Annotated in this window: 24 protein-coding genes and 1 pseudogene; 10 read left to right on the top strand and 15 right to left on the bottom strand. The window is 73.5% G+C overall.

Annotated features, from left to right (window positions below; genetic code table 11):
• Window positions 1-43 precede the first annotated feature (43 nt).
• Window positions 44-979, top strand: a complete 936-nt coding sequence (gene hemC, locus ACFFR3_RS08320) for a hydroxymethylbilane synthase (protein WP_345407452.1) — start codon at window positions 44-46, stop codon at window positions 977-979.
• Between the two features lie 23 nt (window positions 980-1,002).
• Here hemC and ACFFR3_RS08325 read toward each other — a convergent pair whose 3' ends face one another.
• Complete coding sequence (locus ACFFR3_RS08325; RefSeq protein ID WP_364373115.1) at window positions 1,003-2,055, bottom strand: ABC transporter substrate-binding protein; 1,053 nt, start codon at window positions 2,053-2,055, stop codon at window positions 1,003-1,005.
• Window positions 2,052-2,642 (bottom strand): helix-turn-helix domain-containing protein, encoded by a 591-nt coding sequence (locus ACFFR3_RS08330; RefSeq protein ID WP_364373118.1) that lies wholly within the window; start codon window positions 2,640-2,642, stop codon window positions 2,052-2,054. Before ACFFR3_RS08330 ends, ACFFR3_RS08325 begins: the two co-directional genes overlap by 4 nt.
• A 95-nt stretch (window positions 2,643-2,737) precedes the next feature.
• On the opposite strand from ACFFR3_RS08330, the gene ACFFR3_RS08335 reads away from it, so the two are divergent.
• On the top strand, window positions 2,738-3,766 hold the full coding sequence (locus ACFFR3_RS08335; RefSeq protein WP_345407455.1) for an alpha/beta fold hydrolase: 1,029 nt from the start codon (window positions 2,738-2,740) through the stop codon (window positions 3,764-3,766).
• A 1-nt stretch (window position 3,767) separates the two neighbouring features.
• On the opposite strand, the gene ACFFR3_RS08340 is transcribed toward ACFFR3_RS08335, so the two are convergent.
• Both ACFFR3_RS08340 and ACFFR3_RS08345 read right to left on the bottom strand, forming a co-directional pair.
• Window positions 3,768-4,256: a hypothetical protein gene (locus ACFFR3_RS08340; protein WP_345407458.1), complete on the bottom strand. Its 489-nt coding sequence runs from the start codon at window positions 4,254-4,256 to the stop codon at window positions 3,768-3,770.
• Between the two features lie 20 nt (window positions 4,257-4,276).
• Window positions 4,277-5,149: a LysR family transcriptional regulator gene (locus tag ACFFR3_RS08345; RefSeq protein ID WP_345407461.1), complete on the bottom strand. Its 873-nt coding sequence runs from the start codon at window positions 5,147-5,149 to the stop codon at window positions 4,277-4,279.
• 81 nt (window positions 5,150-5,230) lie between these two features.
• Between ACFFR3_RS08345 and ACFFR3_RS08350 the strand changes: the two genes are divergently transcribed.
• A complete protein-coding gene (locus ACFFR3_RS08350) occupies window positions 5,231-6,427 on the top strand; it encodes an MFS transporter (protein ID WP_379482874.1) in 1,197 nt (398 codons plus the stop codon).
• On the opposite strand, the gene ACFFR3_RS08355 is transcribed toward ACFFR3_RS08350, so the two are convergent.
• Complete coding sequence (locus tag ACFFR3_RS08355) at window positions 6,394-7,275, bottom strand: NADP-dependent oxidoreductase (protein ID WP_379482875.1); 882 nt, start codon at window positions 7,273-7,275, stop codon at window positions 6,394-6,396. The genes ACFFR3_RS08350 and ACFFR3_RS08355 overlap by 34 nt on opposite strands.
• Window positions 7,276-7,345: 70 nt before the next feature.
• Between ACFFR3_RS08355 and ACFFR3_RS08360 the strand changes: the two genes are divergently transcribed.
• Window positions 7,346-7,975: a TetR/AcrR family transcriptional regulator gene (locus tag ACFFR3_RS08360; RefSeq protein WP_345407470.1), complete on the top strand. Its 630-nt coding sequence runs from the start codon at window positions 7,346-7,348 to the stop codon at window positions 7,973-7,975.
• Window positions 7,976-8,063: 88 nt separating this feature from the next.
• On the opposite strand, the gene ACFFR3_RS08365 is transcribed toward ACFFR3_RS08360, so the two are convergent.
• Window positions 8,064-9,101, bottom strand: a complete 1,038-nt coding sequence (locus ACFFR3_RS08365) for a P1 family peptidase (protein WP_379482876.1) — start codon at window positions 9,099-9,101, stop codon at window positions 8,064-8,066.
• 72 nt (window positions 9,102-9,173) lie between these two features.
• The gene (locus tag ACFFR3_RS08370; RefSeq protein WP_379482877.1) at window positions 9,174-10,172 is read right to left on the bottom strand and encodes a hypothetical protein; all 999 of its coding nucleotides are present in this window, start codon (window positions 10,170-10,172) and stop codon (window positions 9,174-9,176) included.
• A gap of 184 nt (window positions 10,173-10,356) precedes the next feature.
• On the opposite strand from ACFFR3_RS08370, the gene ACFFR3_RS08375 reads away from it, so the two are divergent.
• From ACFFR3_RS08375 to ACFFR3_RS08385, 3 genes are all read left to right on the top strand, one after another.
• On the top strand, window positions 10,357-10,821 hold the full coding sequence (locus ACFFR3_RS08375) for a nuclear transport factor 2 family protein (protein ID WP_379482878.1): 465 nt from the start codon (window positions 10,357-10,359) through the stop codon (window positions 10,819-10,821).
• Window positions 10,822-10,905: 84 nt separating this feature from the next.
• Window positions 10,906-11,883: an ATP-binding cassette domain-containing protein gene (locus ACFFR3_RS08380; protein WP_379482879.1), complete on the top strand. Its 978-nt coding sequence runs from the start codon at window positions 10,906-10,908 to the stop codon at window positions 11,881-11,883.
• Window positions 11,880-12,716 (top strand): ABC transporter permease, encoded by an 837-nt coding sequence (locus ACFFR3_RS08385; protein ID WP_345407491.1) that lies wholly within the window; start codon window positions 11,880-11,882, stop codon window positions 12,714-12,716. The genes ACFFR3_RS08380 and ACFFR3_RS08385 overlap by 4 nt, the downstream gene beginning before the upstream one ends.
• Window positions 12,717-14,729: 2,013 nt before the next feature.
• Here the strand turns inward: ACFFR3_RS08385 and ACFFR3_RS08390 are convergent.
• From ACFFR3_RS08390 to ACFFR3_RS08425, 8 genes and pseudogenes are all read right to left on the bottom strand, one after another.
• Window positions 14,730-15,872: pseudogene (locus tag ACFFR3_RS08390) on the bottom strand (BTAD domain-containing putative transcriptional regulator); the annotation flags it as partial.
• 44 nt (window positions 15,873-15,916) lie between these two features.
• On the bottom strand, window positions 15,917-16,684 hold the full coding sequence (locus ACFFR3_RS08395) for an alpha/beta hydrolase (protein WP_345407497.1): 768 nt from the start codon (window positions 16,682-16,684) through the stop codon (window positions 15,917-15,919).
• Window positions 16,685-16,701: 17 nt separating this feature from the next.
• Window positions 16,702-17,550, bottom strand: a complete 849-nt coding sequence (locus ACFFR3_RS08400; RefSeq protein ID WP_345407500.1) for an ABC transporter ATP-binding protein — start codon at window positions 17,548-17,550, stop codon at window positions 16,702-16,704.
• Window positions 17,547-18,416, bottom strand: a complete 870-nt coding sequence (locus ACFFR3_RS08405; protein ID WP_345407503.1) for an ABC transporter ATP-binding protein — start codon at window positions 18,414-18,416, stop codon at window positions 17,547-17,549. Before ACFFR3_RS08405 ends, ACFFR3_RS08400 begins: the two co-directional genes overlap by 4 nt.
• Entirely contained in the window at window positions 18,400-19,263 is an 864-nt protein-coding gene (locus ACFFR3_RS08410; protein WP_345407506.1) for an ABC transporter permease, read from the bottom strand. The genes ACFFR3_RS08405 and ACFFR3_RS08410 overlap by 17 nt, the downstream gene beginning before the upstream one ends.
• Window positions 19,260-20,261 carry an ABC transporter permease gene (locus tag ACFFR3_RS08415; protein ID WP_364373157.1) on the bottom strand — a complete coding sequence of 334 codons (1,002 nt, stop codon included), beginning with the start codon at window positions 20,259-20,261 and terminating at the stop codon, window positions 19,260-19,262. Before ACFFR3_RS08415 ends, ACFFR3_RS08410 begins: the two co-directional genes overlap by 4 nt.
• Window positions 20,258-21,790: an ABC transporter substrate-binding protein gene (locus tag ACFFR3_RS08420; RefSeq protein WP_379482880.1), complete on the bottom strand. Its 1,533-nt coding sequence runs from the start codon at window positions 21,788-21,790 to the stop codon at window positions 20,258-20,260. The genes ACFFR3_RS08415 and ACFFR3_RS08420 overlap by 4 nt, the downstream gene beginning before the upstream one ends.
• Before the next feature lie 11 nt (window positions 21,791-21,801).
• Entirely contained in the window at window positions 21,802-22,908 is a 1,107-nt protein-coding gene (locus ACFFR3_RS08425; RefSeq protein WP_345407518.1) for an LLM class flavin-dependent oxidoreductase, read from the bottom strand.
• A 235-nt stretch (window positions 22,909-23,143) separates the two neighbouring features.
• On the opposite strand from ACFFR3_RS08425, the gene ACFFR3_RS08430 reads away from it, so the two are divergent.
• Genes ACFFR3_RS08430 through ACFFR3_RS08440 form a run of 3 tightly spaced genes read left to right on the top strand, consistent with a single transcriptional unit; the run spans window position 23,144 to window position 26,108 of the window.
• Window positions 23,144-24,031: a LysR family transcriptional regulator gene (locus ACFFR3_RS08430; protein WP_379482881.1), complete on the top strand. Its 888-nt coding sequence runs from the start codon at window positions 23,144-23,146 to the stop codon at window positions 24,029-24,031.
• Window positions 24,031-24,522 (top strand): cupin domain-containing protein, encoded by a 492-nt coding sequence (locus tag ACFFR3_RS08435; protein ID WP_379482882.1) that lies wholly within the window; start codon window positions 24,031-24,033, stop codon window positions 24,520-24,522. Before ACFFR3_RS08430 ends, ACFFR3_RS08435 begins: the two co-directional genes overlap by 1 nt.
• An 8-nt stretch (window positions 24,523-24,530) precedes the next feature.
• Complete coding sequence (locus tag ACFFR3_RS08440) at window positions 24,531-26,108, top strand: rhodanese-like domain-containing protein (protein ID WP_379482883.1); 1,578 nt, start codon at window positions 24,531-24,533, stop codon at window positions 26,106-26,108.
• The last annotated feature ends 19 nt before the right edge of the window (window positions 26,109-26,127 follow it).

The raw sequence follows: 26,127 nt of genomic DNA on the forward strand, positions 1-26,127 counted from the left end.
CGATCCGAGTCCGGTGCGAGGGGTGACGGTCTACGATCGGCGAATGGCCGTACCCGAGCTCATCCGCATCACCACCCGATCGTCGCCCATGGCGCTGGCCCAGGTCGAACGCGTCCGCGCCGAGCTCGCGGCGCTGCACCCCGGCATCCGCACGGAGGTCGTGCCGGTGACGACGTCCGGCGACAGGTGGCAGGGGGCGCTGTCGGCGCTGGGCGGCAAGGGCGCGTTCACCAAGGAGGTGGACGAGGCGCTGCTGACCGGCCGGGCGGACCTGGCGGTCCACTGCATGAAGGACATCCCGGCCGACCGCCCGCTCCCGGCGGGCACGGTGTTCGCCGCCCACCTCAAGCGTGACGACCTGCGCGACGCGCTCGTCCACCCGGGCGGCCTCACCCTGGACGAGCTGCCCGACGGCACCCGCATCGGCACCTCGTCGGTACGCCGCGTCGCCCAGCTCGCCTCCTCCCACCCGCGCCTGCGCTGCGTGCCGATCCGCGGCAACGCCAACAGCCGCCTGGCCAAGCTCGACGCGGGCGAGGCCGACGCCCTCATGCTCGCGGTGTCCGGTCTTGAGCGCATCGGCCTGAGCGAGCGCATCAGCGAGACGCTGTCGCTGGAGACGATGTGCCCGCCGATCGGTGCCGGCGTGCTCGCGCTGCAGTGCCGCGAGGACGACTCCGCGACCATCGACGCCGTCGCCGGCCTCAACCACCAGCCCACCTGGCGCGAGATCACCGCCGAGCGCATGCTGCTGCACGTCCTGCAGGGCCACTGCAACAGCCCCATCGCCGGGTACGCCCGCGCCGAGCGCGACGGCCGCCTGTCGTTGCGGGCGCGGGTGTTCTCCCCCGACGGCAAGACGGTCCTCGACGCCCACGAGTGGGCCGGGCCGCTCGACCCGGCCACCCTCGGCACCTCGGTCGCCGTGGCCCTGCTCCGTCAGGGCGCCCGCGAGGTCATCGACGTGATCCCGCACTGAGCGGGCGGCCCGCCGCAGCGGCTTCACGCGACGCGCAGCACGCGGAACTCGCCGGGGTTCGCCGGGTCCCGGTCGACGACCTGGATGGGCGGCCAGGTCCACTGCCAGATGCCGATGCCCGGCTCGCGGGAGAACCGGATCGGGCCGCGGGTGCCTTCGGCCCGTACGTGTGGCCAGGATGCGGCGATGTGCTCGCGTTCGGTGCCGTGCCGAAGGATTCCGGCGAGGACCGTGATGGTGTCGTAGCCCTCGAAGGCGACGAAGGACGGCGTCTCGCCCAGCCGTTCGCGCAGGGCGTGCTCGACGCGGACGCCGAGCGGGGTCAGACGTTCCGGGAGGTAGCGCAGGAACGGGATCGCGGCGCCGCGTTCGCCTAGCGCGGCCCAGGAGGGAAGCTCAGGCTGGCCGGCGGGGGCGCCGAGCGTCAGGCCGGTGAGGCGCGGATCGTCGCGGACCGCTCGGACGATCGGCATCGCCGGCTCCGGGTGGCCGGTCAGGAGCAGCAGGGCGGTCGCGGAGTGCCGCACGAGGGCGTCGCACAGCGTCTCGGGCGGGAGCGGGTCGAGCTCGATGACGGTGCCGCCGTGCCGGGCCAGGTGGTCGCGCAGGATGCGGGTGCCCGTCGCCCAGTAGACGCTGGGCTGGGCCGCCACGGCGACGCGGCGGTGACCCGCGCCGAGGAGGTGGTCGGCGTAGAGGCGCCAGCCGCGCGACTGCGCCGGGGCGATGCGGGCCACCCAGGGGGTCGGCTCGTCGGTGAGGGCGTCGAGCACGGCGGACGAGCACAGGTACGGCACCGCGAGGGCGTCGGCCCTGGTGGCGACCGCGCGGGCGACGACGCTGTGGTACTCGCCCGCCAGCGCGGCCACGCCCAGCCCGGCCAGCTCGTCCACGGCCGCCGCAGCCCTGGCGGGGTCGGCCGCGGTGTCCCGTACGAGGAGTTCGAGGGGCGGTCCGGCGGCATTGGCCTCGGCGGCGGCGAGTTCGAGGCCGGCGAGCAGGTGCCGGCCCGCCTCGGCCCAGCCGGGCGGGGTCAGCGGGGCCAGCACGCCGATCCGGACGGGTGACGTGCTCATCGGGCCGGGCGGTGGGGGTCGGCGTGGATGTGGGTGCGCATGCCCTGCGGGTCGAACAGGATGAGCAGCTCCACCGCCTTGCCGTCGGCGCTGCCCAGCCAATGGGGCGAGGAGGTGTCGAACTCGGCGGCCTCGCCGCGCGGCAGCGTCAGGTCGCGCTCGCCGACGACGAGGCGCAGACGGCCGGTGAGGACGTACAGCCACTCGAAGCCGTCGTGCGTCTTCGGGGACGGGACGAGCGGCTCCTGCGGCGCGGGGATGATCATTTTGAACGCCTGGATGCCGCCGGGACGGCGGGACAGCGGCACGAACGTCATCCCGAACCGGTGGATCGGCGTCAGGTGGATGCGGGGGTCGCCGGTGCGCGGGGCGCCGACCAGGTCGTCGAGCGGGACGTTGTAGGTGCGGGCGAGCGGCAGCAGCAGCTCCAGGGTGGCCCGGCGCTGCCCGCTCTCCAGCCGGGACAGCGTGCTCTCGGACACGCCGGTGGTGGTAGCGAGGTCGGCGAGCGTGATGCCGCGGTGGCGGCGCAGCGCGCGCAGCCGCGGCCCGACGCCTTCGATCACCTCATCGGTTTCCGTATCCATGCCGGCCATCTTGCCATACCCGCAAGTTTTCGTGCCATCCCTGACATGTCCCACAAGACTGGGCGTCCCGACGCGAAAGGATCGAAAGGAAAGCCATGATCACTGCGACCCGGCCGTCGCCGCGCCGCCTCCTCCGGCGGGCGCGGGTGGCGACGGCCCTCGTTCTCACCGTCCTGCTCACCGTCCTGCTCGCCGCGTGCTCGTCCCCGGCCGCCGGCGACGTCCCGCCGCACGCCGCCGCCACCCACGATGACCGGGCGTTCAGGAGCACCTTCCGGCACGCGTTCGCCGACGTGGACGGCGTCCGGATGCACTACGTGACCGGCGGCAGCGGCTCGCCCGTCGTGCTGCTCCACGGCTGGCCGCAGACCTGGTACGGCTGGTGGCCCATCATGCCGGCGCTCGCCGAGCACCACACCGTCTACGCCGTGGACCTGCCGGGACTAGGTGACAGCACCGGCACGCCGAAGGGGTACGACAAGGCGACGCTGGCCCGGTACGTGCACACGCTGATCGCCGACCGGCTGAAGATCAGGAACGCCGCCGTCGTCGGCCACGACCTCGGAGCGGCGGTGGCCTTCCAGTACGCCGCCCAGTTCCCCGGGCACACCACCCGCCTCGGCTACCTGGACCTGCCGCTGCCGGGGCCGGGCATCGACGCGGCCACGTACCGGTCGCTGAGCTGGCACATCGCCTTCCACTCCCAGCGGCGGGTGCCCGAGACGGTGGTGGACGACGACGTACGTGCGTATCTGGCGCTGTTCTACCCGCAGGTCGCCTACGGCGGGACGGCGTTCGGCGGCACCTCCGAGCGGTCCCCGTTCACCGACGCCGAGATCGACGAGTACGCCCGCACGTACGGCCGCCCCTCGGCCCTGTCAGGCGGTTTCGAGCTCTACCGGGCGCTCGACCAGGACGTCCGCGACACCACGGCGGCGGCGCCGGTGCGGGTGCCTGCCCTGCTCATGACCGCCCAGGGCCAGCTGGACGCGGTTCGCGCCACGGTCGAGCCGCGCGTACGCGACATCGTCAGGGCCGTGGACGTGCCGAAGGCCGGTCACTGGCTGGTCGAGGAGAACCCCCGCTTCGTCACGGCGGAGCTGCTGCGCTTCCTCGCCGGATGATTCACCCGGTCGCGTTGCCGCCGTCGTCCGCCGGCGTGGGACGCGGCCAGGTGACGGCGGCGAAGACCACCGAGCAAACCAGGAAGCCGGCGCACAGGGCGGCGAAGCCCGCCCAGAACGAGCTGTAGGACTGGCCGAGGTCGATGCCCAGGAGCAGGGCCACGACCAGGCCCGCCACGAGACCGCCGACCAGGCCGGGGACGTAGCGGGGCGGCCGGTGCGCCAGAGCGCCGGTGAGCGGGAGCACCAGCGGGAACAGCGCCACCGCCCATCCCGCCGTCGGCTCACCGAACAGGGCCAGCCGCACGGCCGAGACGACGGCCGAGACGCCGATCGCCACCACCGTCCAGACGACGAGCTTGACGGGGTGGTAGCGGACGTTGTGCTCGGAGGCGTGGGCCTCGGGGCCGAACGTCCAGAAAGAGAGCAGCTCTCCGATCATGTCGCCGAGATCGGCCCTGCCGTCCTCGGGGCTCCTGTCAGAACTCATGGCGGTCATGATCCCACATTTCACGAGCCTGGCCGCTCGTCGATGAGGCCGAGGAAGGCGGCGGCGGCCGGGGACGGGCGGTCCTGCCAGATCAGGTGCTCGACGCGGGTGGGGGCGCCGCGCAGGCGGATGACGCGCAGGTCGGGGAAGCGGGTGGCGTACGCGGCGGGGAGCATGCCGACGCCGAGGCCCTGGCGTACCAGGTCCACCATGAAGTCGGCGGACGACACCTCGAAGGGCACCTCGCGCCGCACCCCCGCCGCCGCGAACGCCTCGTCCGACTGCACGCGCCCGGCCACGCCCGCCCGGAAGTCGATGAACGGCTCGTCCGCCAGGCCCGCCAGGTCCGATTCCGGCTCCGTACGGGGGTGGTCGGGGGCCACCACGGCGACCAGCTCGCCTCCGCCGAGCCTGCGGCTGCGCACGCCCTTGGGTTCGGCGCGCGGCGGCAGGCCGAGGAAGGCGACGTCGGCGCCGCCCTGGCGGACCCGTTCGATGAGGTGGTCGCTGCCCGCCGAGGTGAGCGTGATGCCGACCTTGGGGTGGCGGCGGCGGTAGTCGCGCAGCAGGACCGGCAGGTCGAGCGCGGTCACGGTGGGGATGGCGCCGACGGCGAGCCGGCCGCGCAGCTCGCCGCCGGCGGCCGCCACCTCGGCCCGCGCCCGGTCGGCGGCCTCCAGGCAGGCGCGGGCCTCCGGCAGGAACGCCTCACCGGCCGATGTCAGCCGGACCCTGCGGCTGGTGCGCTCGAACAGCCGGGCGCCGAGCTCGCGTTCGAGCGCGGCGATCTGGTGGCTGAGCGCCGACTGGACGACCCGGCAGCGCTCGGCGGCGCGGGTGAAGTTCAGCGTCTCGGCGACCGCGACGACGTACCTCAGTTGTTGCAGCTCCATCCATCCATCGTGCCGCACGATCGATCACGATGACGAAGATGTGTTGGACTCATTGATCGCCCCTCCCCCACCCTGGAACGCATGACATTGCAGCAAGAAGTGCGGCATGAGTCCGCTGTCCGGCCGTGGCTCGGGGTCGCGGCGATCACCGCCAGCCTGTTCGTCTTCCTCACCACCGAGCTGATGCCCGTCGGCCTGCTCACCCCCATCAGCGCCGGCCTGGACATCTCGGTCGGCGCGGCCGGGCTGATGGTGACGTTGATGGGGGTGTCGGCCGGATTGGGAGTGCCGTTCATCGTGGCGTGGACCAGGCGGGTCAACCGGCGCGTGCTGCTGGCGACGCTGCTCGCGGTGCTGACCCTGGGCAACCTGATCACCGCCGTGTCGCCCAGCTATCCGCTGGTGCTGGGCACGCGGCTGGTGATGGGGTTCGCCAGCGGCGTGTTCTGGGGGATCGGCGTGGCCATGGCGATGCGGCTGGTGCCCGAGCGGCACGCGAGCCGGGCGGCGTCGGTGGTCATGTCGGGCATCTCGATCGGGGCGGTGGCCGGCATCCCCTTGGGCACGGCCTTGGAGAGCCTGACCGACTGGCGGACCACCTTTCTCATCTGGAGCGGGCTGAGCGCGCTGGTGTTCGTCGCGGTCGCCGTGCTCGTCCCCTCACTGCCGTCGGCGAACGCGGTGTCGGTGCGGGAGGTGTTCCTGCTGCCGCTGCGCAACGGGCCGCTGCGGCTGGTGCTGACGGCCGTGGTGCTGTTCGTGCTCGGGCACTTCGGGGCCTACACGTTCGTGCGGCCGTTCCTGGAGGAGCACGCCGGCGCGACGCCGCTGTTCGTGACGATCACGCTGATGGCGTACGGCGCCGGCGGCGCGATCGGGAACCTCGTCGCCGGGCCCGTCGTGGCCAGGAACGCCAGGGGCGGCTTCCTCGCCGGGAGCGCCGGGCTGGTGGCGTCGCTGCTGGCGCTGCTCTTCCTCGGTCAGAGCGCGGCCGGGGCGGTCGTCACGCTGGTCGTGTGGGGGGTGGCGTTCGGCGTGGTGCAGCTGAGCCAGGTCACCATGACGCAGGCGGCCGCTCCCGAGACGTTCGAGGCCGCGATGTCGCTCAACACGATGGCGTACAACACCTCGATCGCGCTGGGGGCGCTGGTGGGCGGGGTGTTCGCGGACCGGCTGGGGGTGTCCAGCGTCGTCTGGTTCGGGATCGGGCTCACCGCGGCCGCGCTGCTGCTCGTCCTCGCCGCTCAGACGAGCAGGACGCGGCGGCCCCTCGTGTGACCCGCCTGGCTGTCGATGTGCGCCTGCGCGGCGTCGGCCAGCGCGTACGCCTTCTCGACCGGGATGTGCAGCCTGCCGAGGCCGATGAGGCGGACGGTCTCGGCGAGCGCGGCCGGCATGCTGCCCGCCACGCCGGAGAAGCGGACGCCGAACTCGGGGGCGTCCAGGCCGGCGATGGAGATCACCCGGCGCGGGTCACCGGTCAGCTCGACCAGCTCGCCGACGACGCCCGCGCCGGCCACGTCGATGGCGGCGTCCACCGGGCCGAGCTCGCGCACCCGGCCGGGCCAGCCCGCGTCGTAGGTGGTGGCGCGGGCGCCCAGGCCGCGTACGTAGTCCTGGTTCGCCGCCCCCGCGGTGCCGATCACCGCGATGCCGCGGTCGCGGGCCACCTGCAGCACCGCCGACCCCACTCCCCCGGCCGCGCCGCTGACCAGCAGCGTCTGCCCGGGCTGCACGCCGGTCTCGCGGATGACGCGCAGCGCGGTCTCCATCACCGACGGGTAGCCGGCGGCCTCCTCGAACGTCAGGCCGTCGGGGATGCGGGCCCAGGCGTCCAGGACGGCGTACTCGGCGTAGGTCTCGTGGCCCTCGCCGAACACCGGGTCGCCGATCTCCACGCCTTCGACGCCGGGGCCGATCTCGTCCACCACCCCGGCGGCGTCGAGACCGATACCGGCGGGCAGCTCGACCTCGCCCATGCCTTCGCGGACCCGCCAGTCGTAGGGGTTGACGCCGGCGGCGCGTACCGCGACGCGGATCCGGCCGGGGCCCGGGTGGGGCTCCTCGGCGTCGATGAGGTGCAGGACGTCGGGGCCGCCGTACGCGGCGAAGCTCACTTTCTTCATGCCGCCGACCGTAACACTAACCGTTAGCGTTTCAAAACGGTTGTTGTTTCGTAGCTGGTAGCATCAGCGCATGACCGTGCCCACCGGACGTCGCGAACGCAAGAAGGCGGCGACCCGTCAGAAGATCGCCGACGCCGCGCTGCGGCTCTTCATGGAGCGGGGCTACGACGCGGTGGGCATCCGCGACGTGGCCGCCGAGGCCGACGTGGCGGTCACCACGGTCTTCGCGCACTTCGCCGGGAAAGAGGCGCTGGTGTTCGACCAGGACGAGAACTTCGAGCAGCGCCTCGTCCAGGCCGTCCGCGACCGGGCGCCGCACGAGCCGCTCATGCCCGCACTCCGGCGGGAGATCCACGCCCTCGTACGCCACTGCACGAGTGAGGACGCCGCCCCGCTGTGGCGCATGATCGACGAGGTGCCGGCGCTGCGGGCGTACGAGGAGTCCATGCGGCTGCGCCACGCACGGGCGCTGGCCACGGCCCTCACCGCCCATTTCGGGCTGCCGCCGGAGACGACAGCCTGCCGGGCGATCGCCAGGTTCGCGATCGACGCCTTCTCCCTGGCCCGCGAGTCCATCGACCCGGAGGCGACCGTGGACGAGGTCTTCGAGATGATCGCGGCGGCCTGGGAAACGGCGGCCCCCGCGCTCGAACGACCGGAGGCCGGCGCCGAAGATCACGCAGGCTCCGCACCTTCGTAGCAGACGCAAGGAGAGCGATCCCGCCAGCCCGTGAGAACAGAGACGGTTTCGCTCATGGTTGAGGGCGGCGGGCCCCCAGCCGCTGAGGTCAGGGGCGCTCGCGCAGGAGCCGGTCGTAGGGGACGGCGTGGCCGGTGTGGCCCTGTCCTGTGGTGGTCGTGGCTTTGAAGAGGGAGTTGAGCAGGGCTTCCTCGACGGCGTCCATGACAGCGGTGAAGAGCGGGCTGAGCGTCTCGTCGGGCAGGAGCGGGGACGATGCGGGGGCGGTGCTGAAGGCGATGGCGTAGTCGCCGCTGCCGTTGGAGTACGACGCCCCGACCCGGCCCATCGCGAAGATCGCGCGGCGGGCGAGGCGGCCCAGCCTGCGGGCGTCGAGCGGGGCGTCGGTGGCGATCACGATCATGCAGGAGTTGCCCGGCGGCTCGGCCCCGCCGGCTCCCGGCACCAGCTCGGCCGCCGGCATCGGGACGCCCTGGACGGTCAGCACGCCGCCGAAGTTCGCCTGGACGAGCGCTCCCGCCGTGACCGGGACGCCCTCGATCACCAGCCGCCGGGACGAGGTGCCGATGCCGGCCTTGAAGCCCAGCGCCGTCGTGCCGGTGCCCGCGCCCACGCAGCCCTCGCCGGGCAGGCCGGAGGCCGCGCCTTCGAGCGCGTCGAGCACGTGCCGCTCGGTGATCGGCCGGCGCCTGATGTCGGACAGGAACCCGTCGTTGGTCTCCCCCGCCACGCAGTTGAACGACAGGCCGTCGGGGCGGAGCCGCATCACGTACGACAGCAGCGCGTCGGCCGCGCGGTAGACCGACAGCGTGCCGGTCAGCACGATCGGCGACTCGAGGACGCCGAGCTCGTCGATCTGGGTGGAGCCGACGAGCTTGCCGTAGCCGTTGCCGACCTCGACGGCCGCCGGGAGCCGCCAGGTGGCGAACAACTGCTCGGGGACGATCGCCGTGACGCCGGTGTGCAGGTCGGCCCCGTCGTCCAGCGTGGTGTGGCCGACCAGGACCCCTTCGACGTCGGTGATCGCGTTGAGCGGCCCGGTCGGCAGTCCTCCGACCACCACCCCCAGCTCCCGCGCCCGCACCCGCCCGCTCGGAACGCCGTGGTCGCCGTCTGGTCGTGTCACGTCGAGCAGTATCGCCGGGCCGTCCCGCCCCCGCCGCACCGGGGTGCCGTGAGGCCGGGGGCGGGTGCCACGTCAGGGGGTGAAGTCGAGCTTGAAGACGAAGCCCGCGGCGCGGTGGCCGCCGCCGGCGCTGCAGGCGCCCTTGTTGGCCTCGCCGTTCCAGAACATCACCCGGCACTTGTCGCAGAAGCGCCACTCGGTCTGCCCGGGGCCGTTGTGGTCGTGTGGCAGGAAGAACATGTAGCCCTGCCTGTTGTGAGCGCCGCCCGCCGGGCAGCGCCCCTGGTTGGCGGGGTCGCCGCTCCAGAACATGGCGAAGCACCTGTCGCAGAACCGCCACTGGTCCTGCCCGCCCAGCGGGCCCGGCCGGTCGTGCGGCAGGAAGAAGATCCACCCGGCGGCGGCGTGACCGCCGCCCGCCGGGCAGACGCCCTTGGTGGGGTAGCCGTCGAAGAACAGGCCGCGGCAGCGCGCGCAGAACCGCCAGGCGGCCTGACCGCGGTTGATCGCCTTGAACGTCACCGTGTAGTCGCCGCCGTCCCCCTGGATGCGCAGCGACTGCCGCGCCGGGTTGCCCGTCTCGGCCAGCGCGATGTCACCGGACGTGAAGCGCACCTCGCGGGGCGGGCCGACCTGGTCGTCGAAGTTCGGGGCACCGGTGACGGTCTTGAGCGCGGAGTTGATGTCCTCGAGCAGCCGGCCGACGATGGTCGGGCGGGGCATGCCCAGGGTGGCGCCGATGGTGCCGGAGACGGTGGCGGCGACGATGCCGCGCAGGTTCTCCGGGTCGCCGTTGTCGTTCTCCATGATGCCCACGATGAAGATGGCGTCGTCCGGGTTGGGCAGCGCCCGCTCCTCGCCCGCCAGGCCCCAGAACGACTGGAACGGCACCTGGTGCGTCTCCTGGCCGTCCACGTCGCCGAACGGGCCGTACCGGTAGACGCGCGACCTGGGCACGGGCGAGTTCGGCGGCCTGAGGTCGACCGCGGCGACGATCATGTACGGTTCGTCCGAGCCGACCTCGTCGGTCTCGCTGTGACAGCGGAAACTCTCCAGCGTGATGTAGATCACGGCCATCCCCTCCCGTTGTGCTCTGCGGAGCCGTTCTCATCAGAGTGGGTGCGGCCGCCCGGATCCACCTGAGTAACGCCTACTCAAGCGCCGGTCTCGGCGGCGCCGGCCGGCTCTGAGCAGGCACGGGTGAGAGGTCTGATGGCCGCCAGCGGAGATCGTCCCGGTCGGCGACGCTGGTGTCATGAGCACAGCGCATACGACGAGTGACCAGGCCGGCGCCTGGACGGTGATGCAGAGGATCTACGAGGCCGAGGCCGCGTACGTGGCCGCGGGTGGATTCGGCAAGGCGAGCTACGACGACGTCGCCGCCTACCTGGATCCGGAGGTGACCCTGCATCAGGCTCCCGGCCTGCCCTTCACCGGCTCAGGAACCTGGCGCGGCCACGACGGCATGGAGCGGTTCCTGGCCCGGTTCAGTGCGGTCTGGGAGTCGATGGAGTTCCTGGAGCAGGAGCATTGGGGGGACGGGGACACCGTGGTCGTGCGGAGCCGGGTGCGCTTTCGCGCCCGTGCCACCGGCCGGGAGGTCGACACCTTGATCGTGCAGCTGATCACCGTCAGGGACGGCCGCATGCTCGAATGCCGCCCCTTCTATTGGGATCCGGGAGCGATCGCCGACGCCTGTCGGCCGGACACGGCTGTCTGAGCAAAGGTTTCACGGCGGCGCGGGCTCGTGAAACCCGGTCGAGGGTGCGGTGAAACCCGGGCCGCCGAGAGTGCGGTCATGAGCATGACCGACATTCCACCCGGCGTGGCCGTCCGTGCCGAGGGGCTGGCGAAGACGTTCGGGACGCACCGCGCGGTCGACGGCGTCGACCTCGACGTGCGGACCGGCGAGATCTTCGGCATCCTCGGCCCGAACGGCGCCGGTAAGACCACCATGTTGCGGATGCTGGCCACGTTGCTGGCGATCGACGGGGGCCGAGCCGAGATCTTCGGGGTCGACGTGGCCCGCGACCCGCACGTCATCCGCCAGCTCGTCGGCGTCACCGGCCAGTACGCCTCCGTCGACGAGCATCTGACCGCCCGCGAGAACCTCTGGCTCTTCGGCCGCCTCCAGGGCCTGCCCGGCGCCCGCGCCCGCAGCGTCGGCGACGACCTGCTGGACCGCTTCGGGCTGCTGGACGCCGCCGACAAGCCGATCGCGCAGTTCTCCGGCGGCATGCGGCGCCGCCTCGACCTGGCGGCCAGCCTCATCACCAGGCCGCCGCTGATCTTCCTGGACGAGCCGACCACCGGCCTCGACCCGCGTACCCGCGGCCAGATGTGGGAGACGATCCGCGGCCTGGTCGCCGACGGCTGCACGGTGCTGCTGACCACCCAGTATCTGGACGAGGCCGACCAGCTGTCCGACCGCGTCGCGGTCATCGACCACGGCCGCAAGGTCGCCGAGGGCACCCCCGACGAGCTGAAGACCACGGTCGGCGACTCGACGCTGCAGCTGCTGCTCGCCGACCCGGCCGACGTGCCCGCCGCTGTGGGGGTGGTGCGGCGCGTGCTCGGCTCCGACCCGGTGCTGAGCCCGGAGCGGGGCCGGCTGAACGTCGCGCTCGACCAGGCGGACCTGGCCGGGGAGGTGCTGATCGCGCTGCGCACGGCCGGAGTGCCGATCGCGTCGGTCAGCGTCGCCAAGCCCAGCCTGGACGAGGTGTTCCTCGCCCTTACCGGCCACGAGACGGACGGCGACGACAACGAGGAGGACCGATGACCACCACGATCGCACCCACCCGCGAGACGGTCGACGCCGCCGCCCGGGTGGCCGCCGCCCGCCGGCGCGTCTCCGTGGCGGACACCGTCAGCCAGACCATGGCGATGGCGTGGCGGGCGCTGAAGAAGATGCGCCGCAACCCCGAGCAGTTCTTCGACGTGGCGATGCAGCCCATCCTGTTCACCGCGATGTTCGCCTACGTCTTCGGCGGCGCCATCGCCGGCGACGTCGAGAGCTACCTGCCGCTGATGATCCCCGGCATCCTCGCCCAGACCGTGCTGACGACCTGCATGGCCACCGGTACGCAGCTGCGCGAGGACATGGAGAAGGGCGTCTTCGACCGGTTCAAGTCGTTGCCCATCGCCCGGATCGCGCCGCTCGCCGGCCCCATGGTGGCCGACCTGTCGCGCTACACGATCGCGGCCACGCTGACCTTCTCCATGGGCCTGGTGATGGGCTACCGGCCGGGCGGCGGGGCGGGCGGCGTGCTGGCCGCGATCCTGCTGGCCATCTTCACCGGCTGGTCGCTGGCGTGGATCTTCACCTGGATCGGCACGATCGCCAGGAGCGCCCAGGCCGTGCAGGGCTTCTCCATGATGATCCTGTTTCCGCTGACGTTCCTGTCGAACGCGTTCGTGCCGGTGGAGAGCCTGCCCGGGTGGCTGGCCGCGTTCGTCCGGATCAACCCGGTCTCACACCTGGTCACGGCGGCCCGCGACCTGGCCAACCACGCCACCGTCTCCGGCGAGGTGGCCTGGACGATCGTCGCCGGCCTGGCCGTCATCGCGATCTTCGCGCCGCTGTCGGTCCGCAGCTACAAACGGCACCTGTGACCCGCCCGTCAGCTCTCCGGCCTGCTCGACGAACCGCTGCGCCTCCCCGAGCAGGCCGGCACCGCGCCGGTCGCCGTACTCGGCGCGGACGGCCGCGAGCAGGCCGGGCGCGGCCCGCTCGGCGTGCGGCTCGATGCGCTCGATCGCCATGCTCGGCAGCAGGATGTTGTACGAGAACCGCTCGGCCAGCACCAGCAGCCTGATCGCGCGCTCTGCGGGCATGGCGCCGCGCAGCAGCCCCCAGGCGCCCAGCCCGAAGAGCATCGACCCGCACATCGGGTAGTCGAGGTGGGGGTTGTGCGGCGAGAGCAGGTCGTGGCGGGCGATGTCGGCGAACAGCCGCTCACCGTAGCGGACGGCGTCGCCTCGGGCGTGGTACGCGTGCGCGGTCAGCGCGATCGACTCTGCGACGACCGTCCACGGGGCCGCCTCCATGTCCGCCATGCCGGGCACCCGCAGCTCGCGCGCCCGCTGCACGCCCAGTCTGAACGCGGCGAGCGCGCTGTCGGTCTCGCCCCTGGCCAGCGCGATCTCGGCCGAGCACAGCGCGAGCGTCGCCACCCCGCCCATGACCGGCTCGTTGTCGTTGATGCGCTCGATGACGGCCAGCTCGGCCTCCGCGCGCTCGAGGTCGCCGTCGGCGATGGCGGCCGACACCAGCACCGCCCGCAGCTGCGCCTCGTCGTCGGAGGCGCCGATGCGGTGCAGCACGGGCAGGGCGATCCTGGCGTGCTCGACGGCCCTGCGGCGGTCGCCGAGCTGCAGGAGCAGGTGGGCCTGCATGGCGTGCATGATCGCGCCGAGCCATTGGCCGTCGTCCTGCTTCAGCAGCGCCACGGTCTGCTCGGCGGCCTCGACCGCGCCCGCCACGTCGCCCGCGTTCTCCAGCAGGTGGGCGCGCTGGCGCATGGCCGCGAACGCGACGTGCTCGTCGTCGCTCGTGGACAGCTCGGCCAGCCGCTCCAGGATGGCGGGGGTGCCGAGCCCCTCGCCGGCGAGCGTCACCACGGTCAGCGCCGCCATGCGGGGGTCGGTCTCGGCGCCGGCGGGCAGCCGGCGCAGCAGGTCGAGCAGCCCGTAGCCGCGGTGCTCGGCGACGACCATGATGTTGGAGAGCGTGACCAGCGTCGCCGCCCTGGTGACCTCGACCAGGCCGGGCGGCGGGGTCCAGCCGCTGAGCGCCTCGCTGATGGCGTCGCCGTGCACGAGGATGCGCTCGTGGTCGCCGCGTACGGACCACATCGCGCCGAGGCCGGCCAGCAGCCGCACGGTCGTGGCCGGGTCGGGCTCGGCGAGCGCCTGCCTGAGCAGATCGGCGAGGTTGCCCTCCTCGGCGCGCAGCGCGTCGGCCGCCGCGAACTCCTCGGGGCCGAACAGCCGGGTGGCGTGGCCGAGCGAGTAGGCCGCCGCCCACGCGAGCTGCGCCCGCCGGGCGGGCTCCTCCTCACCGGCCTCCTTCAGCTTCATCCTGCCGAACTCCCTGACCGTCTCCAGCATGCGGTAGCGCAGGCCGTGGGCGGTCTCGCGGACGCTCAGCATCGACTGCTCGGCCAGGGCGTCCACGGCGTGCAGGGCGTCGGGACCGAGGACGGCCTCGGTCGCGGCGAGGGTGAAGCCGTCGCCGAACAGCGACATCCAGCGCAGCGCCCGCCGCTCGGGCTCATCCAGCAGGTTCCAGGACCAGTCGATGACGGCGAGCAGCGTGCGGTGGCGGTCGGGGGCGGTCCTGTTGCCGCCGCGCAGCAGCGCGAACCGGTCGGCCAGCCGCCGCTCGATCTCCGCCACCGCCATCACCCGCACCTTGGCGGCGGCCAGCTCGATCGCCAGCGGCAGCCCGTCGAGGCGGGCGACCACCTGCTCGACCGTCGCGTCGTCGAGCAGGACGCCGGGGCGGGCGGCCGTGGCGCGCTGGCGGAACAGCTCGACCGCGTCCTGCCTCGGCAGCTCGCCCAGCAGGTAGACGCGCTCGGCGGGGATGGACAGCGGGGCGCGGGAGGTGATCAGCACCCGCAGGTCGCGGGTCGTCACGGTGAGGAACGCCACCAGGTCGGCGACGGCCTCGATCAGGTGCTCGCAGTTGTCGATGATCAGCAGCGCGGGCGTCTGGGAGAGCTGCTGGGCGATCCTGGCGCGTACGTCGGAGCGCTGCTCGGCGGTCAGGATGCGGCGGCCGCTGATCGAGTCGCGCACCCCGAGCGCCGAGCCGACCTCCCCCACCACGCCCTCGGGTGAGGAGACGCCGACCAGCTCGACGAAGTGGGCGACGGGCTGCGCGGCGTGCCTGCCGACGGCGTGGGCCAGCCGGGTCTTGCCCAGCCCGCCGGGTCCGACGATGGAGACCACCCGGTGGGCGTGCAGCAGGGCGTGCAGCGCGCGGATGTCGTCGTCGCGGCCGAGCAGGGTGGAGCCGTCGTACAGGATGCCCTGGCGCACCGGGCGGTCGGCGGCGAGCAGCTCGGCGTGCACGCGGGCCAGCTCGGGGCCCGGCCCGGTGCCGAGGCGGGCGGCCAGCTCGGCGCGGTGGCGCTCGTAGCGCTCGAGCGCGGCGGGCGCGCCGCGGACGGCGGACTCGCTGCGCAGCAGGCAGGCCAGCAGTTCCTCGTCCTGGGGGCGGCCGGCGGCGGCCTGCTCCAGCAGCGGCAGGGCCTGGTCGTGCGCGCCGGCCCGCGAGTGGGCGATCGCCGCCACCCGGCGGGCCTCGGCGGCGCAGGCGGCGGCGAGGTCGCGCAGCTCGGACAGCGCGCCCGCCACCCGGTCGGCGCCGTCGAGCGCGGACGTCATGGCCAGCGCCTCTTCCGCGTGCCGGACGGCGAGCGCCGTGTCACCGCCCGCCAGCGCGTCGCGGGCGTGCTCGGCCAGCGCTTCGAGCAGCAGGACGTCCACGTCTTGCGCGGGCAGCCCGAGCCGGTAGCCGCGCGGTGTGCGCTCCACGACGGCCGCGCTGGTCGCCGCCCTGGTGCGGGAGACGACGACCTGCAGCGCCTTCGTCGGGTTGGCCGGCGGCTCCTCCGGCCACAGCTCCGCCACCAGCCGCTCGTCGCCGACCCCCGCGCGGCCGCGCAGGGCGAGCAGGGCCAGCAGCGTGTGGGCGCGATCGCCGGACACGCGGGCACCCTGCCAGCGCAGGCCGTCCAGCAGAACCAGAGCGGGGGACATACCGACAGCTTAGGACGAGCGGCGCCCGCCCCGCTGATCGATGATCACCAGGTGGTCGTCTCCACGGTGACGGCGGGGACGAGGTTCTCGCGCAGCGCCTCCAGGAAGGTGACGATCTCGGCGGCGACCGAGCGGTGCTGGAGGTCGTTGAGCACGTCGTGGTGGGCGCCGCGGACGACGGCCAGGCGGGCCTTCGGGAGGGTCTTGGCCGCTCCGGTGATCGCGGCGAGGTCCGCCAGCGGGTCGGCGTCGCCGGTCAGCAGCAGGTGGGGGATGCCGGTGGTGTTCGCGTACGCCGCGTCGAGCAGGTCCTGCGGCAGGGCGGTGGCCAGCGCGCCGCGCCGTACCCGCTCGTCGCCGGTCAGGACGCCGCGATGGGTGGGGCAGGACGTGCGGACGTCCAGCTCGTCCTCCCACGAGGCGTCCTCCCGCGCATCGGTGGCGGGGAGGCCGGCGAGGACGACACCGTCCGGCCACCAGACGTCGTGCGGAGAGGCGGTGGCGAGCAGGGCGGACAGGGCGGCGGCGCCCAGGTCGGCGCCCACCAGCACGAGCGGGCGCGGCAGGCCGTCCTGCCGCTCGGCCGTGATGCCCTCGACTGCCTCGGTCAGCTGCGCGGCCAGGGCGGTCAGGACGGTCAGGACGGAGGTCGTGGGCGGCGGGTCCACGACGCGGACGCGGTAGGCGTCGTAGGCGAGGCGGGAGCCCAGGCGGGCGTAGGTGGCGCGGGTCTCGCCGCGGCCGGGCACGACGATGACCGTGCCTCGGGTCCGCAGCCCTTCGGGGGCGTGGTGGTCGCCGGTGTGCGTCACGTGCGAGCTCCAGGTGGTCATGAGAGGTCGGCGGAGGCCAGGGCGCGTACCTGCTCGCGCAGGGCGCGCCGGGCGGCGGGGTCGGGGGGCTGCTCGTCCCTGATGGACGGCACGGACGTCACCAGCAGCCGGGTGTAGGGGTGGCGCGGCGCGAGGAAGATCTCCTCGGTGGTGCCGGTCTCCACCACCCGCCCGTGGTAGAGCACGACGACGCGGTCCGCGACGCCGCCGAGCGAGCCGAGGTCGTGCGTGATGAGCAGGACGCCGAGGTCGCGGGTCTCGCGCAGGCGCAGCAGGAGTTCGAGGATCGTGATGCGGGTCGAGGCGTCGAGCGCGCTGACCGGCTCGTCGCAGATCAGCAGCCGGGGGCCGACGGCGATCGCCCGCCCGATGGCGACCCGCTGCCGCTGGCCGCCCGACAGCTCGCCGGGATGCCTGGGCAGCAGGTCCGCCGGCAGGGAGACGAGCCGCGCGGCGTCCTCGGCGGCCTCCCGCAGCTCGGCACGGCTCCGACCGCGGACGGCGAGGCCCTCGACGAGGGTGTCGAAGACGGTGCGGTCGGGGTCGAGGCTGCGCAGCGGGTCCTGGAAGACGTACTGGACGGCGCCGCCACGCCGGAAGGCGCGCTGCGCGGCGCCGCGCAGCCCGCCGACCTCGCGCCCGCCGACCGCGACGGTGCCGGCGCTCGGCGGCACCAGGCCGAGCACGGCGCGGGCGAGCGTGGTCTTGCCCGAGCCGGTCTCGCCGATCAGCCCGACGATCTCGCCGGGCGCCACGGTGAGATCGACGCCGTGCAGGATCTCCGTGCGTCCGCGCCCCCGGCCGAGCGCCACGCGCAGGCCGGAGACGTCGAGCAGCGCGCTCATCGGGGGCTCCTCTCCCGCACCCGGGCGATGCCGAAGCGCTCGTGGTCGTCGATCAGCTTCCGCGTGTACGGGTGGCGCGGCGACCGCAGCACCCGCCGGGTGGGCCCCGACTCGACCACGGCGCCGTCGCGGAACACGTGGACCGTCTCGCACGTCCGCGCGATGACCGCCAGGTCGTGCGAGACGACGACGAGCGTGAGCCCCCGGTCGCGGCGCAGCTCGGACAGCAGCTCCAGCACCTCGGCCTGCACGGTCACGTCGAGCGCGGTGGTGGCCTCGTCGGCGATCAGCAGCTCGGGGTCCGCGGTGATCGACATGGCGATCAGCACGCGCTGCAGCATCCCGCCCGACAGCTCGAACGGGTACTGCGTGGCGACGTGTCCCGGGCGGCGCAGCCCCATGGCCGCCAGCAGCTCGACGGCCCGCTCGCGCGCCGCCCTGCGGCCGAGCCCGGCCTTGACGCGCAGCACCTCGGCGAGCTGCCTGCCGACGGTGATCGACGGGTTGAGGTAGGAGGCGGGGTCCTGGAAGACGGCGGCGACGTGGGTGCCGCGCAGGCGGGCCCGCTCGGCGTCGCGCAGCGCGGTCAGCTCGGTGCCCGCGAGGCTGATCGCGCCGCCGGTGACCTTCACGCCGGCGGGCAGCAGGCCGAGGACGGCGCGGCAGGTCAGGGTCTTGCCGCTGCCGGACTCGCCGACCAGCCCGGCGGCCGAGCCGCGCGGCACGTCGAGGTCCACGCCGTGCACGACCTCGGAGCCGTCGGCGACGCTGACGCGCAGCCCGCGTACCGACAGCAGCGGCTCGTGCTCAGGACCTGCCGGCGCGGCGGGGCGGACGGCCGTCGCACAGTCAGGTGGGGCGGACACGGCGGGCTCCTCTCATGAGTGTCGTGGCCCTGCCGCGATCGCCGCTGGTGTCCCTGATCGCGTCGGCGAGCAGGTTGAGCGCGCCGACCGTGGCCATGATGAACAGCGAGGGGAACACGGGCCCGTACGGCCGCTGCGCCAGATAGCCGAGGTCGCTGGCGACGATGCCGCCCCAGGTGGGCTCCGGCGGGGCGACGCCGATGCCGAGGAAGGTCAGCGACGAGACGATGAGCAGGGCGCCTGCGGTGGCGTTCGCGGTGGTGACGACGAGCGTCGGCACGATCTTCGACCACACGTGCGTACGCAGCACCCGCCAGGTGGATGCGCCGAAGAGCTGTGCGGCGGTGACGTACTGGGCGCCCGCGTGGCTGAGCGCGGCGGCCCTGGTGATGCGGTAGAACGACGGCGCGAGCAGGATGCCGACCGCGACCATCGCCTGGTGGACGGCGTTGCCGAGCAGCGCGGCGATCGCGATCGCGAAGATCAGGAAGGGCAGGGCGATGAGCCCGTCCATGATCCGCAGGGTGATCCACTCGTAGGCGCGGCCGAGGTAGACGGAGGTGATGCCGGGCACGACGCCGATGACCAGCCCGATGGCGACGGCCTCGAAGGCGGTGAACACCGACGCGGGCGCGCCGGCCAGTACCCGGCTCAGCACGTCGCGGCCCAGGTAGTCGGTGCCGAACCAGTGCGCCGCGCCGGGCGGCCGCAGGATGTCGGCGCTGTTCCTCAGCGCGTCGTACGGCGCGAGGAAGGGCCCGGTCACGGCGAGGACGAGCACCACGGCGAGCACGGCCGCCGCGACCTTGCCCGGGCGGGTGCGCAGGGCATCGGTGATGGTCCTCATATCTCCCTCCGGGCGGCCGGTCGCAGCTTGACCAGCAGGACGTTGACGAGCGCCGACGAGACCAGCACGACCGCGATCGTCACGAGCAGGGCGCCCTGGACGACGGGCACGTCCCCGCCGAGCGCGGCGGTCTTGGTGAGCTCGCCGACGCCGGGCAGCGCGAACACGGTCTCGACGATGACGGCTCCGCCGATGAGCCTCGGCACGTGCATGCCGAGCACGGCGACCGCGGGCCCGGCGCCGTTGCGCAGCGCGTGGACGAGGACGACCCGCCAGCCGGGCAGGCCGCGCACCCGCGCGCCGACGACGTAGTTCTCGTGCAGGGTGTCGGCCATGCCGGTGCGCAGCTGGCGGGCGACGTCGGCGGCGGCGTCCAGGCTGAGCGCCACGCAGGGCAGCACCAGGAAGGTCGCCCAGGTGGCCAGGCCGGCGGACGGCGGCGCCCAGCCGCCCGCCGGCAGCACCGGCACGAGCAGCGCGAACACCGTGATGAGCGCGACCGCGGCGACGAACCCCGGCACGGTCGCGAGCACGGAGGTGACGACGGTGACCGTGCGGTCGAGCAGGCCGCCCTGCCGGACGGCGGCGAGCACCCCGGACACGCCGCCGAGCACGGCGGCGATGAGCAGCGCCCCGGCGGCCACGGACAGGCTGACCGGCAGCCGCTCGGCGATGCTCTGCGCGACCGGGATCCTGGTGAACCAGGAGGCGCCGAGGTCTCCGTGCAGGGCGTCCCACAGCCACAGGGCGTAGCGCGCCAGGAGTGGCCGGTCGAGCCCGAAGACCTCGCGCATCCGCGCCACGTCGGCGGGGGTGGCGGAGTCGCCGAGCACGACCGAGGCGGGGTCCTGCTCGGTGAGCCCGCCGAGCAGGAACGTGATGAACGTCGACACGAGCAGGACGGGCACCGCGATGAGCAGCGCCCTGCCCAGGGCGGCGAAGGGCCTGGCGAGGGCGGCCGGCGAGAGGGCGCGGTCGCGCAGGTCGATGGTGGTCACGTGACGACCCGGACGCCTTCGAAGCGCTGGATGTCCACCCAGTTGCGCAGGCCCTGCACCTTGGGGCTGTGCGCGGCGAAGCGCGTGACCGTGAACAGGAAAACGTTCGGCATGCCGGTCACCGCGATCTTCGTGGCCTTCTGGATGGCCGCCGGGTAGGCGGGGTCGGTCAGCGCGTACCCGCCGGCCTCGGCGACGGCGGCGGGCAGCTCCTCGGGGGTGGTCTTGCCGAGGTTCATCAGGCCCTCGGGCCCGAACAGCACCTGCAGCGCCTGCACGGGCGACTGGCGGGCGTTGAACTGGTCGAGCACGAACGGGTATCTGCGGGTGATGTAGTTGTTGACGCCGGGCGTCTGCACGGTGAGCGTCGTACGGATGCCGGCGGCGTTGAGCTGCTGCTGGATCAGCTCGCCCACGGGGTCGTCGGCCTTGCTCAGCGCGAGCTGGACGTCCACGCCGTCCGGGTAGCCGGCCTCGGCCAGCAGCCGCTTGGCCATGGCCACGTCGTGCGGGTACAGGTTGTCCAGGTCGGCGTTGTAGGCGACGTAGCCCCGGGGGAACGGCTGCCAGGCCGGCGTGCCGTACCCGAAGTTGGCCGTCTTCACCAGCGCCTGCCGGTCGATCGCGGTGCTGATCGCCTCGACGACCTTGGGGTTGTCGAACGGTTTGACGGTGTTGTTCACGTCGAGGACGCGGACGGGCAGCACGTCGGTCGTCTCGACCGGGAAGCCCGCGGCCTTGACGCCGGCGACCTGGGAGGCGGTGATATCCGCTATGTCGTACTGCCCCGATTGCAGGCCCGCGACGGCGACGGACGGGTCGGGGGCCGGTTTGAGGACGAGGTTCTCGATGTGGATCTGGCCGGCGTTCCAGAAGGCGGGGTTCTTCACGAGCGTCGCCTGCGAGCCGGGCACGTAGGTCTTGAGCATGAACGGGCCCGCGCCGACCGGCTGGGTGGCCAGCTCGGCGGCGTCCTTCGCGGCGGCGGGGCTGACGATCTGGCCGGTCTTGCCCGACAGCAGCAGCGGGATCTGGTAGTCCACCTGGGTGAGGTGCAGGGTCACGTCGGTGTCGCTGTCGGCGGTGATGCGCTCGACGGTGACCAGCTGCGGCGCGATCGTCGAGTCCTTGGCGGTCTTGCCGCGTTCCAGGCTCGCCTTGACGGCGGCGGCGTCGAGCTTGGTGCCGTCGGAGAAGGTCAGTCCAGGGCGCAGGTGGAAGGTGACCGAGCGGCCGTCCTTGGCGTACGTCCACGACTCGGCGAGCCCCGGCTGTGCCTCGCCCTTCTCGTCCACCTCGGTGACGCCCTCGTAGACGAGGGTCAGGGCGTGGACGTCGTTGCCGACGGCCGAGGTGACCGGGTCCCAGGTGGACGGCAGTGACCATCCCCAGGTCAGGGTGCTGCCGGCGGCCTGGCGTACGGACGCCTGGGAGGCGCAGCCGGTGAGCGGCAGCGCCACCACCGCGACGAGACCGACGGCCCTGCAGACAGCCCTGCTGACGGCCCTGCCGACGGCTGTGACGGGCATGCGCACGCCGCTCACCCTCGCCCTGCGGGGGTGAGCGCCTGCTCGCGGGCCTCGGCGCCGGCCCGCAGCAGCGGCACCAGCTCCTCGCCCCAGTCGCGCACGTCCTGCAGCGGGTCGAAGCCGCGGATCAGGAACGTGCGGACGCCGAGGTCGTAGTACTTCAGCAGGGCGTCGGCGACCTGCTGCGGCGTGCCGACCAGGGCGGTGGAGTTGCCGCCGCCGTCGGTGAGCTGGGTGACGCCGAACCACAGGCGCTCGTCGTGCACGAGTTTCTCGTCGGCCTCGTCCTTGAGCCGCTTGGCGCCGACCGCGGTGTTCTCGCCGCGCCCGATGCGCCAGGTGCCGCCGTTGGTCCCGCCGGCCAGATTGCCTTCGAACGCGCGGCGGATCGCGCCGGCCTTCTCCCAGGCGGCGTCCTCGGTGCCGGCGACGATCGGGCGTACGGACAGGGAGAAGCCGATCTCGCGGCCGTGCCGTGCGGCCTCGCCGCGGATGAGGTCGATGCGCTCGCGGGTCTGCGCCAGGGGCTCGCCCCACAGGGCGTAGACGTCGGCCCAGCGGCCGCCCACGCGGATGGCGTCCTCGGACTGGCCGCCGAAGAAGATCGGCACCTCGCCGTGCGGCTTGACCGAGCTGAACGCGCCCTCGAAGCGGTAGAACTCGCCCTCGTGGTCGAACGGCTCGGCCGAGGTGAGCGTGCGCCGCAGGACCTCGATGAACTCGGCCGTACGCCGGTAGCGCGCCTCCTTGCCCGCGAAGTCGCCGTCGCGCCGCTGGTCGGTGTCGCTGCCACCGGTGATGTGGTGGATCGCGACGCGGCCCGCGCCGGTGAGGTTGTCGAGGGTCGCGAGCTTGCGCGCGGTCAGGGTGGGCTGGATGAAGCCGGGCCGCTGGGCGATGAGCACGCCGAGGCGCTGGGTGTTGTAGAGCACGTGGGCGGCGGCGGCGAAGCCTTCGGGCGAGCCGGCGCTGTGGGCGATGAGCACGCGGTCGAACCCGGCCTGCTCGTGCGCGCGGGCGAAGTCGGCGAGGTAGCCGGGGTCGACGACCGGACCCCGCCAACCGGCGCTCTCCGAGCCGTAGGTGGTCGAGACCATCCCCAGGATCTGGATCGACAAGATGCCTGCCTTTCAACGTGTTCGGGTGCATATGGGCGTGCGAGGGCACGCCTGGAGGGGCGAGGGGGCGAGGGGGGCGCTGCGCGACGGTGGGGGGTTCACCTCGCCGGCGACGTCGTGTCCCAGCCTGCGGCCTGGCGCTCCGGGGTGTCCAACGACGCTTTGTGATCGCTGTTCATCACGTCACGTGATAAATACCCTTACAGCAGGTAGGAATAATAGCTATGCTGCTCGCATGAACCGTACGCTGGACATCGCTCCGTTGCGCAGCTTCGTCGCCGTCGCCGACGCCGGTGGCTTCCAGCGCGCCGCCGACGCCCTGCACCTCAGCCAGGGCGCGGTGAGCCAGCACGTCCGCCGCCTCGAGTCGGCCGTCGGCCGCCCGCTGGTCGAGCGGCGCGGCCGCGGCTCGCGGTTCACCGCCGACGGCGAGAAGCTGCTCGGCCTGGCGCGCGGCATCCTCGCGCTGCACGACGAAGGGCTGCGCAGCTTCGCCGGCGAGACCCGCGGCCCCATCGTCATCGGCTCGACCGAGCACGCCGCCGCCCAGCTGCTGCCGCACCTCGCGACCGCGCTCGACCAGGCCGAGCCCCGCCACGGCGTCAAGTTCCGCATCGACCGCGGCACCAAGCTGCGCGAGAGCTTCGCGGCGGGACGCATCGACCTGGCCCTGCTCATCGGCCCCGCCGACGACCCGCACGCCACCCCGGTCGGCGACCTCGCCCTGACCTGGTACGCCGCCCCCGCATGGCAGCCGCCCAGGCGCGGCGAGCCGCTGCCCGTCGTCGCCTTCGACCACCCGTGCGCGCTGCGCGACCGCGCGCTGACGACGCTGGGGCACCACGCGATCCCCGTCGCCGTCGCCGCGGAGGCCAACCAGCTCGCCGGCGTGCAGGCCGCCGTCAGTGCCGGCGCCGGGGTGGCGCTGCTCGCGACGCTCGGGCAGACGCCCGACGGCCTCGTGCCCCGCGACGACCTGCCCCGGCCCAAGCCGCTGCCGCTGGCGTTGTGGACGCGCAAGGACGTCGCGCTTGCGGTGTCCGAACGCGTCGCGGACACGCTGCGCCGCCTCCTGACGACCCCCGTCCTGACCGAAGTGCCGCCCCTCGCCAAAGGAGCCTGATGCCCGGCCAGCCCCTCATCCGTACGCCCAGCGGGGTCCTCGTGCCCGCCGGCATCGACCCGTTCCACCGGACCCTGCACCACGTCGCCCCGAGCGGGCTGCTCGGCCGCACCGGGCAGACGTCCGGGATGACCCGGCTCGAGGCCGTCAGCGGCAAGACCGTCGGCTCGTCCGGCCTCTGGATGGGTGAGACGCACGTCGCCGCGTCCACCGCGTCGGGCAACCACCACCACGGGGCGTCCGAGACCGCCATCTACGTCGTGTCAGGGCATCCCGCGTTCGTCTTCCTCGACGTGGAGGGCGACGAGCCGGTGGAGCACCGCATCGAGACCAGCCCGGGCGACTACGTCTTCGTACCGCCGTTCGTGCCGCACCGCGAGGAGAACCCCGACCCCGGCGCCGAGGCCGTCGTCGTCATCGCGCGCACCACGCAGGAGGCGATCGTGGTGAACCTCGACGGGCTCGACTGGTCGGAAGTGGAGATCCGCTGAACCCCTCGATGACCGCGGAGGAGGTGCGGGCGCTGCTGCTGCGCCGCAGCGAGGTGGTCATCGCCGACGTACGCGAGGAGGCCGCCTTCGCCACCGGCCACCCGCTGTGGGCCGCCAGCTTCCCCCTCTCCCGCCTGGAGCTGGACGCCTGGCGGCGCATCCCCCGCCGCGACACCCCCATCGCCGTCTACGGCGACGGGGTCGCGCGGGCGATCGGCGTCCTGCGCGGGCTCGGCTACACCCGGGTGCACGAGCTGGCGGGCGGGCTCGACGCCTGGACCGCCTCAGGCGGCGAGATCTTCCAGGACGTGAACGCGCCGAGCAAGGCGTTCGGCGAGCTGGTCGCGTCGGTCGCGGGCACGCCGTCCCTGACCGCGCAGGACGTCAAGGCGCTCATCGACGCCGGTACGCCGCTCGTCGTCGTGGACGCGCGGCCCTTCGGCGAGTTCCGCACGATGAGCATCCCGACCGCCACCAGCATGCCGGGGGCCGAGCTGGTGCTGCGCATCCGCGAGCTGGCCCCCGACCCCGCCACGCCCGTCGTGGTGAACTGCGCGGGCCGCACCCGGAGCATCATCGGCGCCCAGTCCCTCATCGACGCCGGGCTGCCCAACCCCGTGGCCGCGCTGCGCGACGGCACCATCGGCTGGACCCTCGCCGGGCAGCGACTCGACCGCGGCGCGACCCGTACGGCGCCGCTCAGTGTGACGCCGCCCCACCACGCGCTCGCCGCGTCCGGGGCGCGCGCCGTCGCCGAGCGGGCCGGGGTCACCTTCGTCCGCGCGCGCGACCTGCCCGGTCTGCGCCGGCCTGATCGCACCACGTACATCTTCGACGTCCGCACGGCCGCCGAGTACGCGCGCGGGCACCTCGACGGCGCCCGGCACGCGCCCGGTGGGCAGCTCGTCCAGGAGACCGACCACCACGCGCCGGTGCGCGGCGCCCGCATCGTGGTCGTGGACGACGACGGGGTACGCGCGGCGATGACCGGCTCGTGGCTGGCGCAGATGGGCTGGGAGGTCTACGCCATCAGCCCTGCCGAGCTCCTCACCCGACCGGGCGCCGAACCCTCGCTCCACCCCGCACCGCCGCCGGTGGACACGGTCGACGCGGCGACCCTGCGCGCCTGGCTGGCCGACGGCTCGGCGACGGTCATCGACGTCGGCCCCAGCCGCGACTACGCCGCCGGCCACATCCCCGGCGCCTGGTACGCCGCCCGCGCCCTGCTGCCCGCCGCGATCGCCACGATCGGCGCCGCACGCCGGTACGTCCTCACCTCACCGACCGGCCTCCTGGCCCGCTTCGCCACCGCCGACCTGCGCCACCGCGCCCCGGCCTTCGCCCTGGAAGGCGGCACCGCGGCCTGGCGCTTCCCCCTGGAAACGGCCGAGGCCCGGTACGCGGTCCCGCCGGCCGACCGGTACCGGCGCCCGTACGAGGGCACGGACAACCCACGGGAGGCCATGGAGGCGTACCTGGAGTGGGAGTTCGGCCTGGTCGAGCAGCTCGAACGCGACGGCACCCACCACTTCCAGGTCCTCGGTCACGTGCCGGCTTTGTCCCGCTATAACCTACCATTTGGCTAGGCAATACCGCGGGAGAGAG

It is taken from the genome of Nonomuraea salmonea (genome assembly GCF_042428605.1).
Lineage (GTDB): Bacteria > Actinomycetota > Actinomycetes > Streptosporangiales > Streptosporangiaceae > Nonomuraea > Nonomuraea salmonea.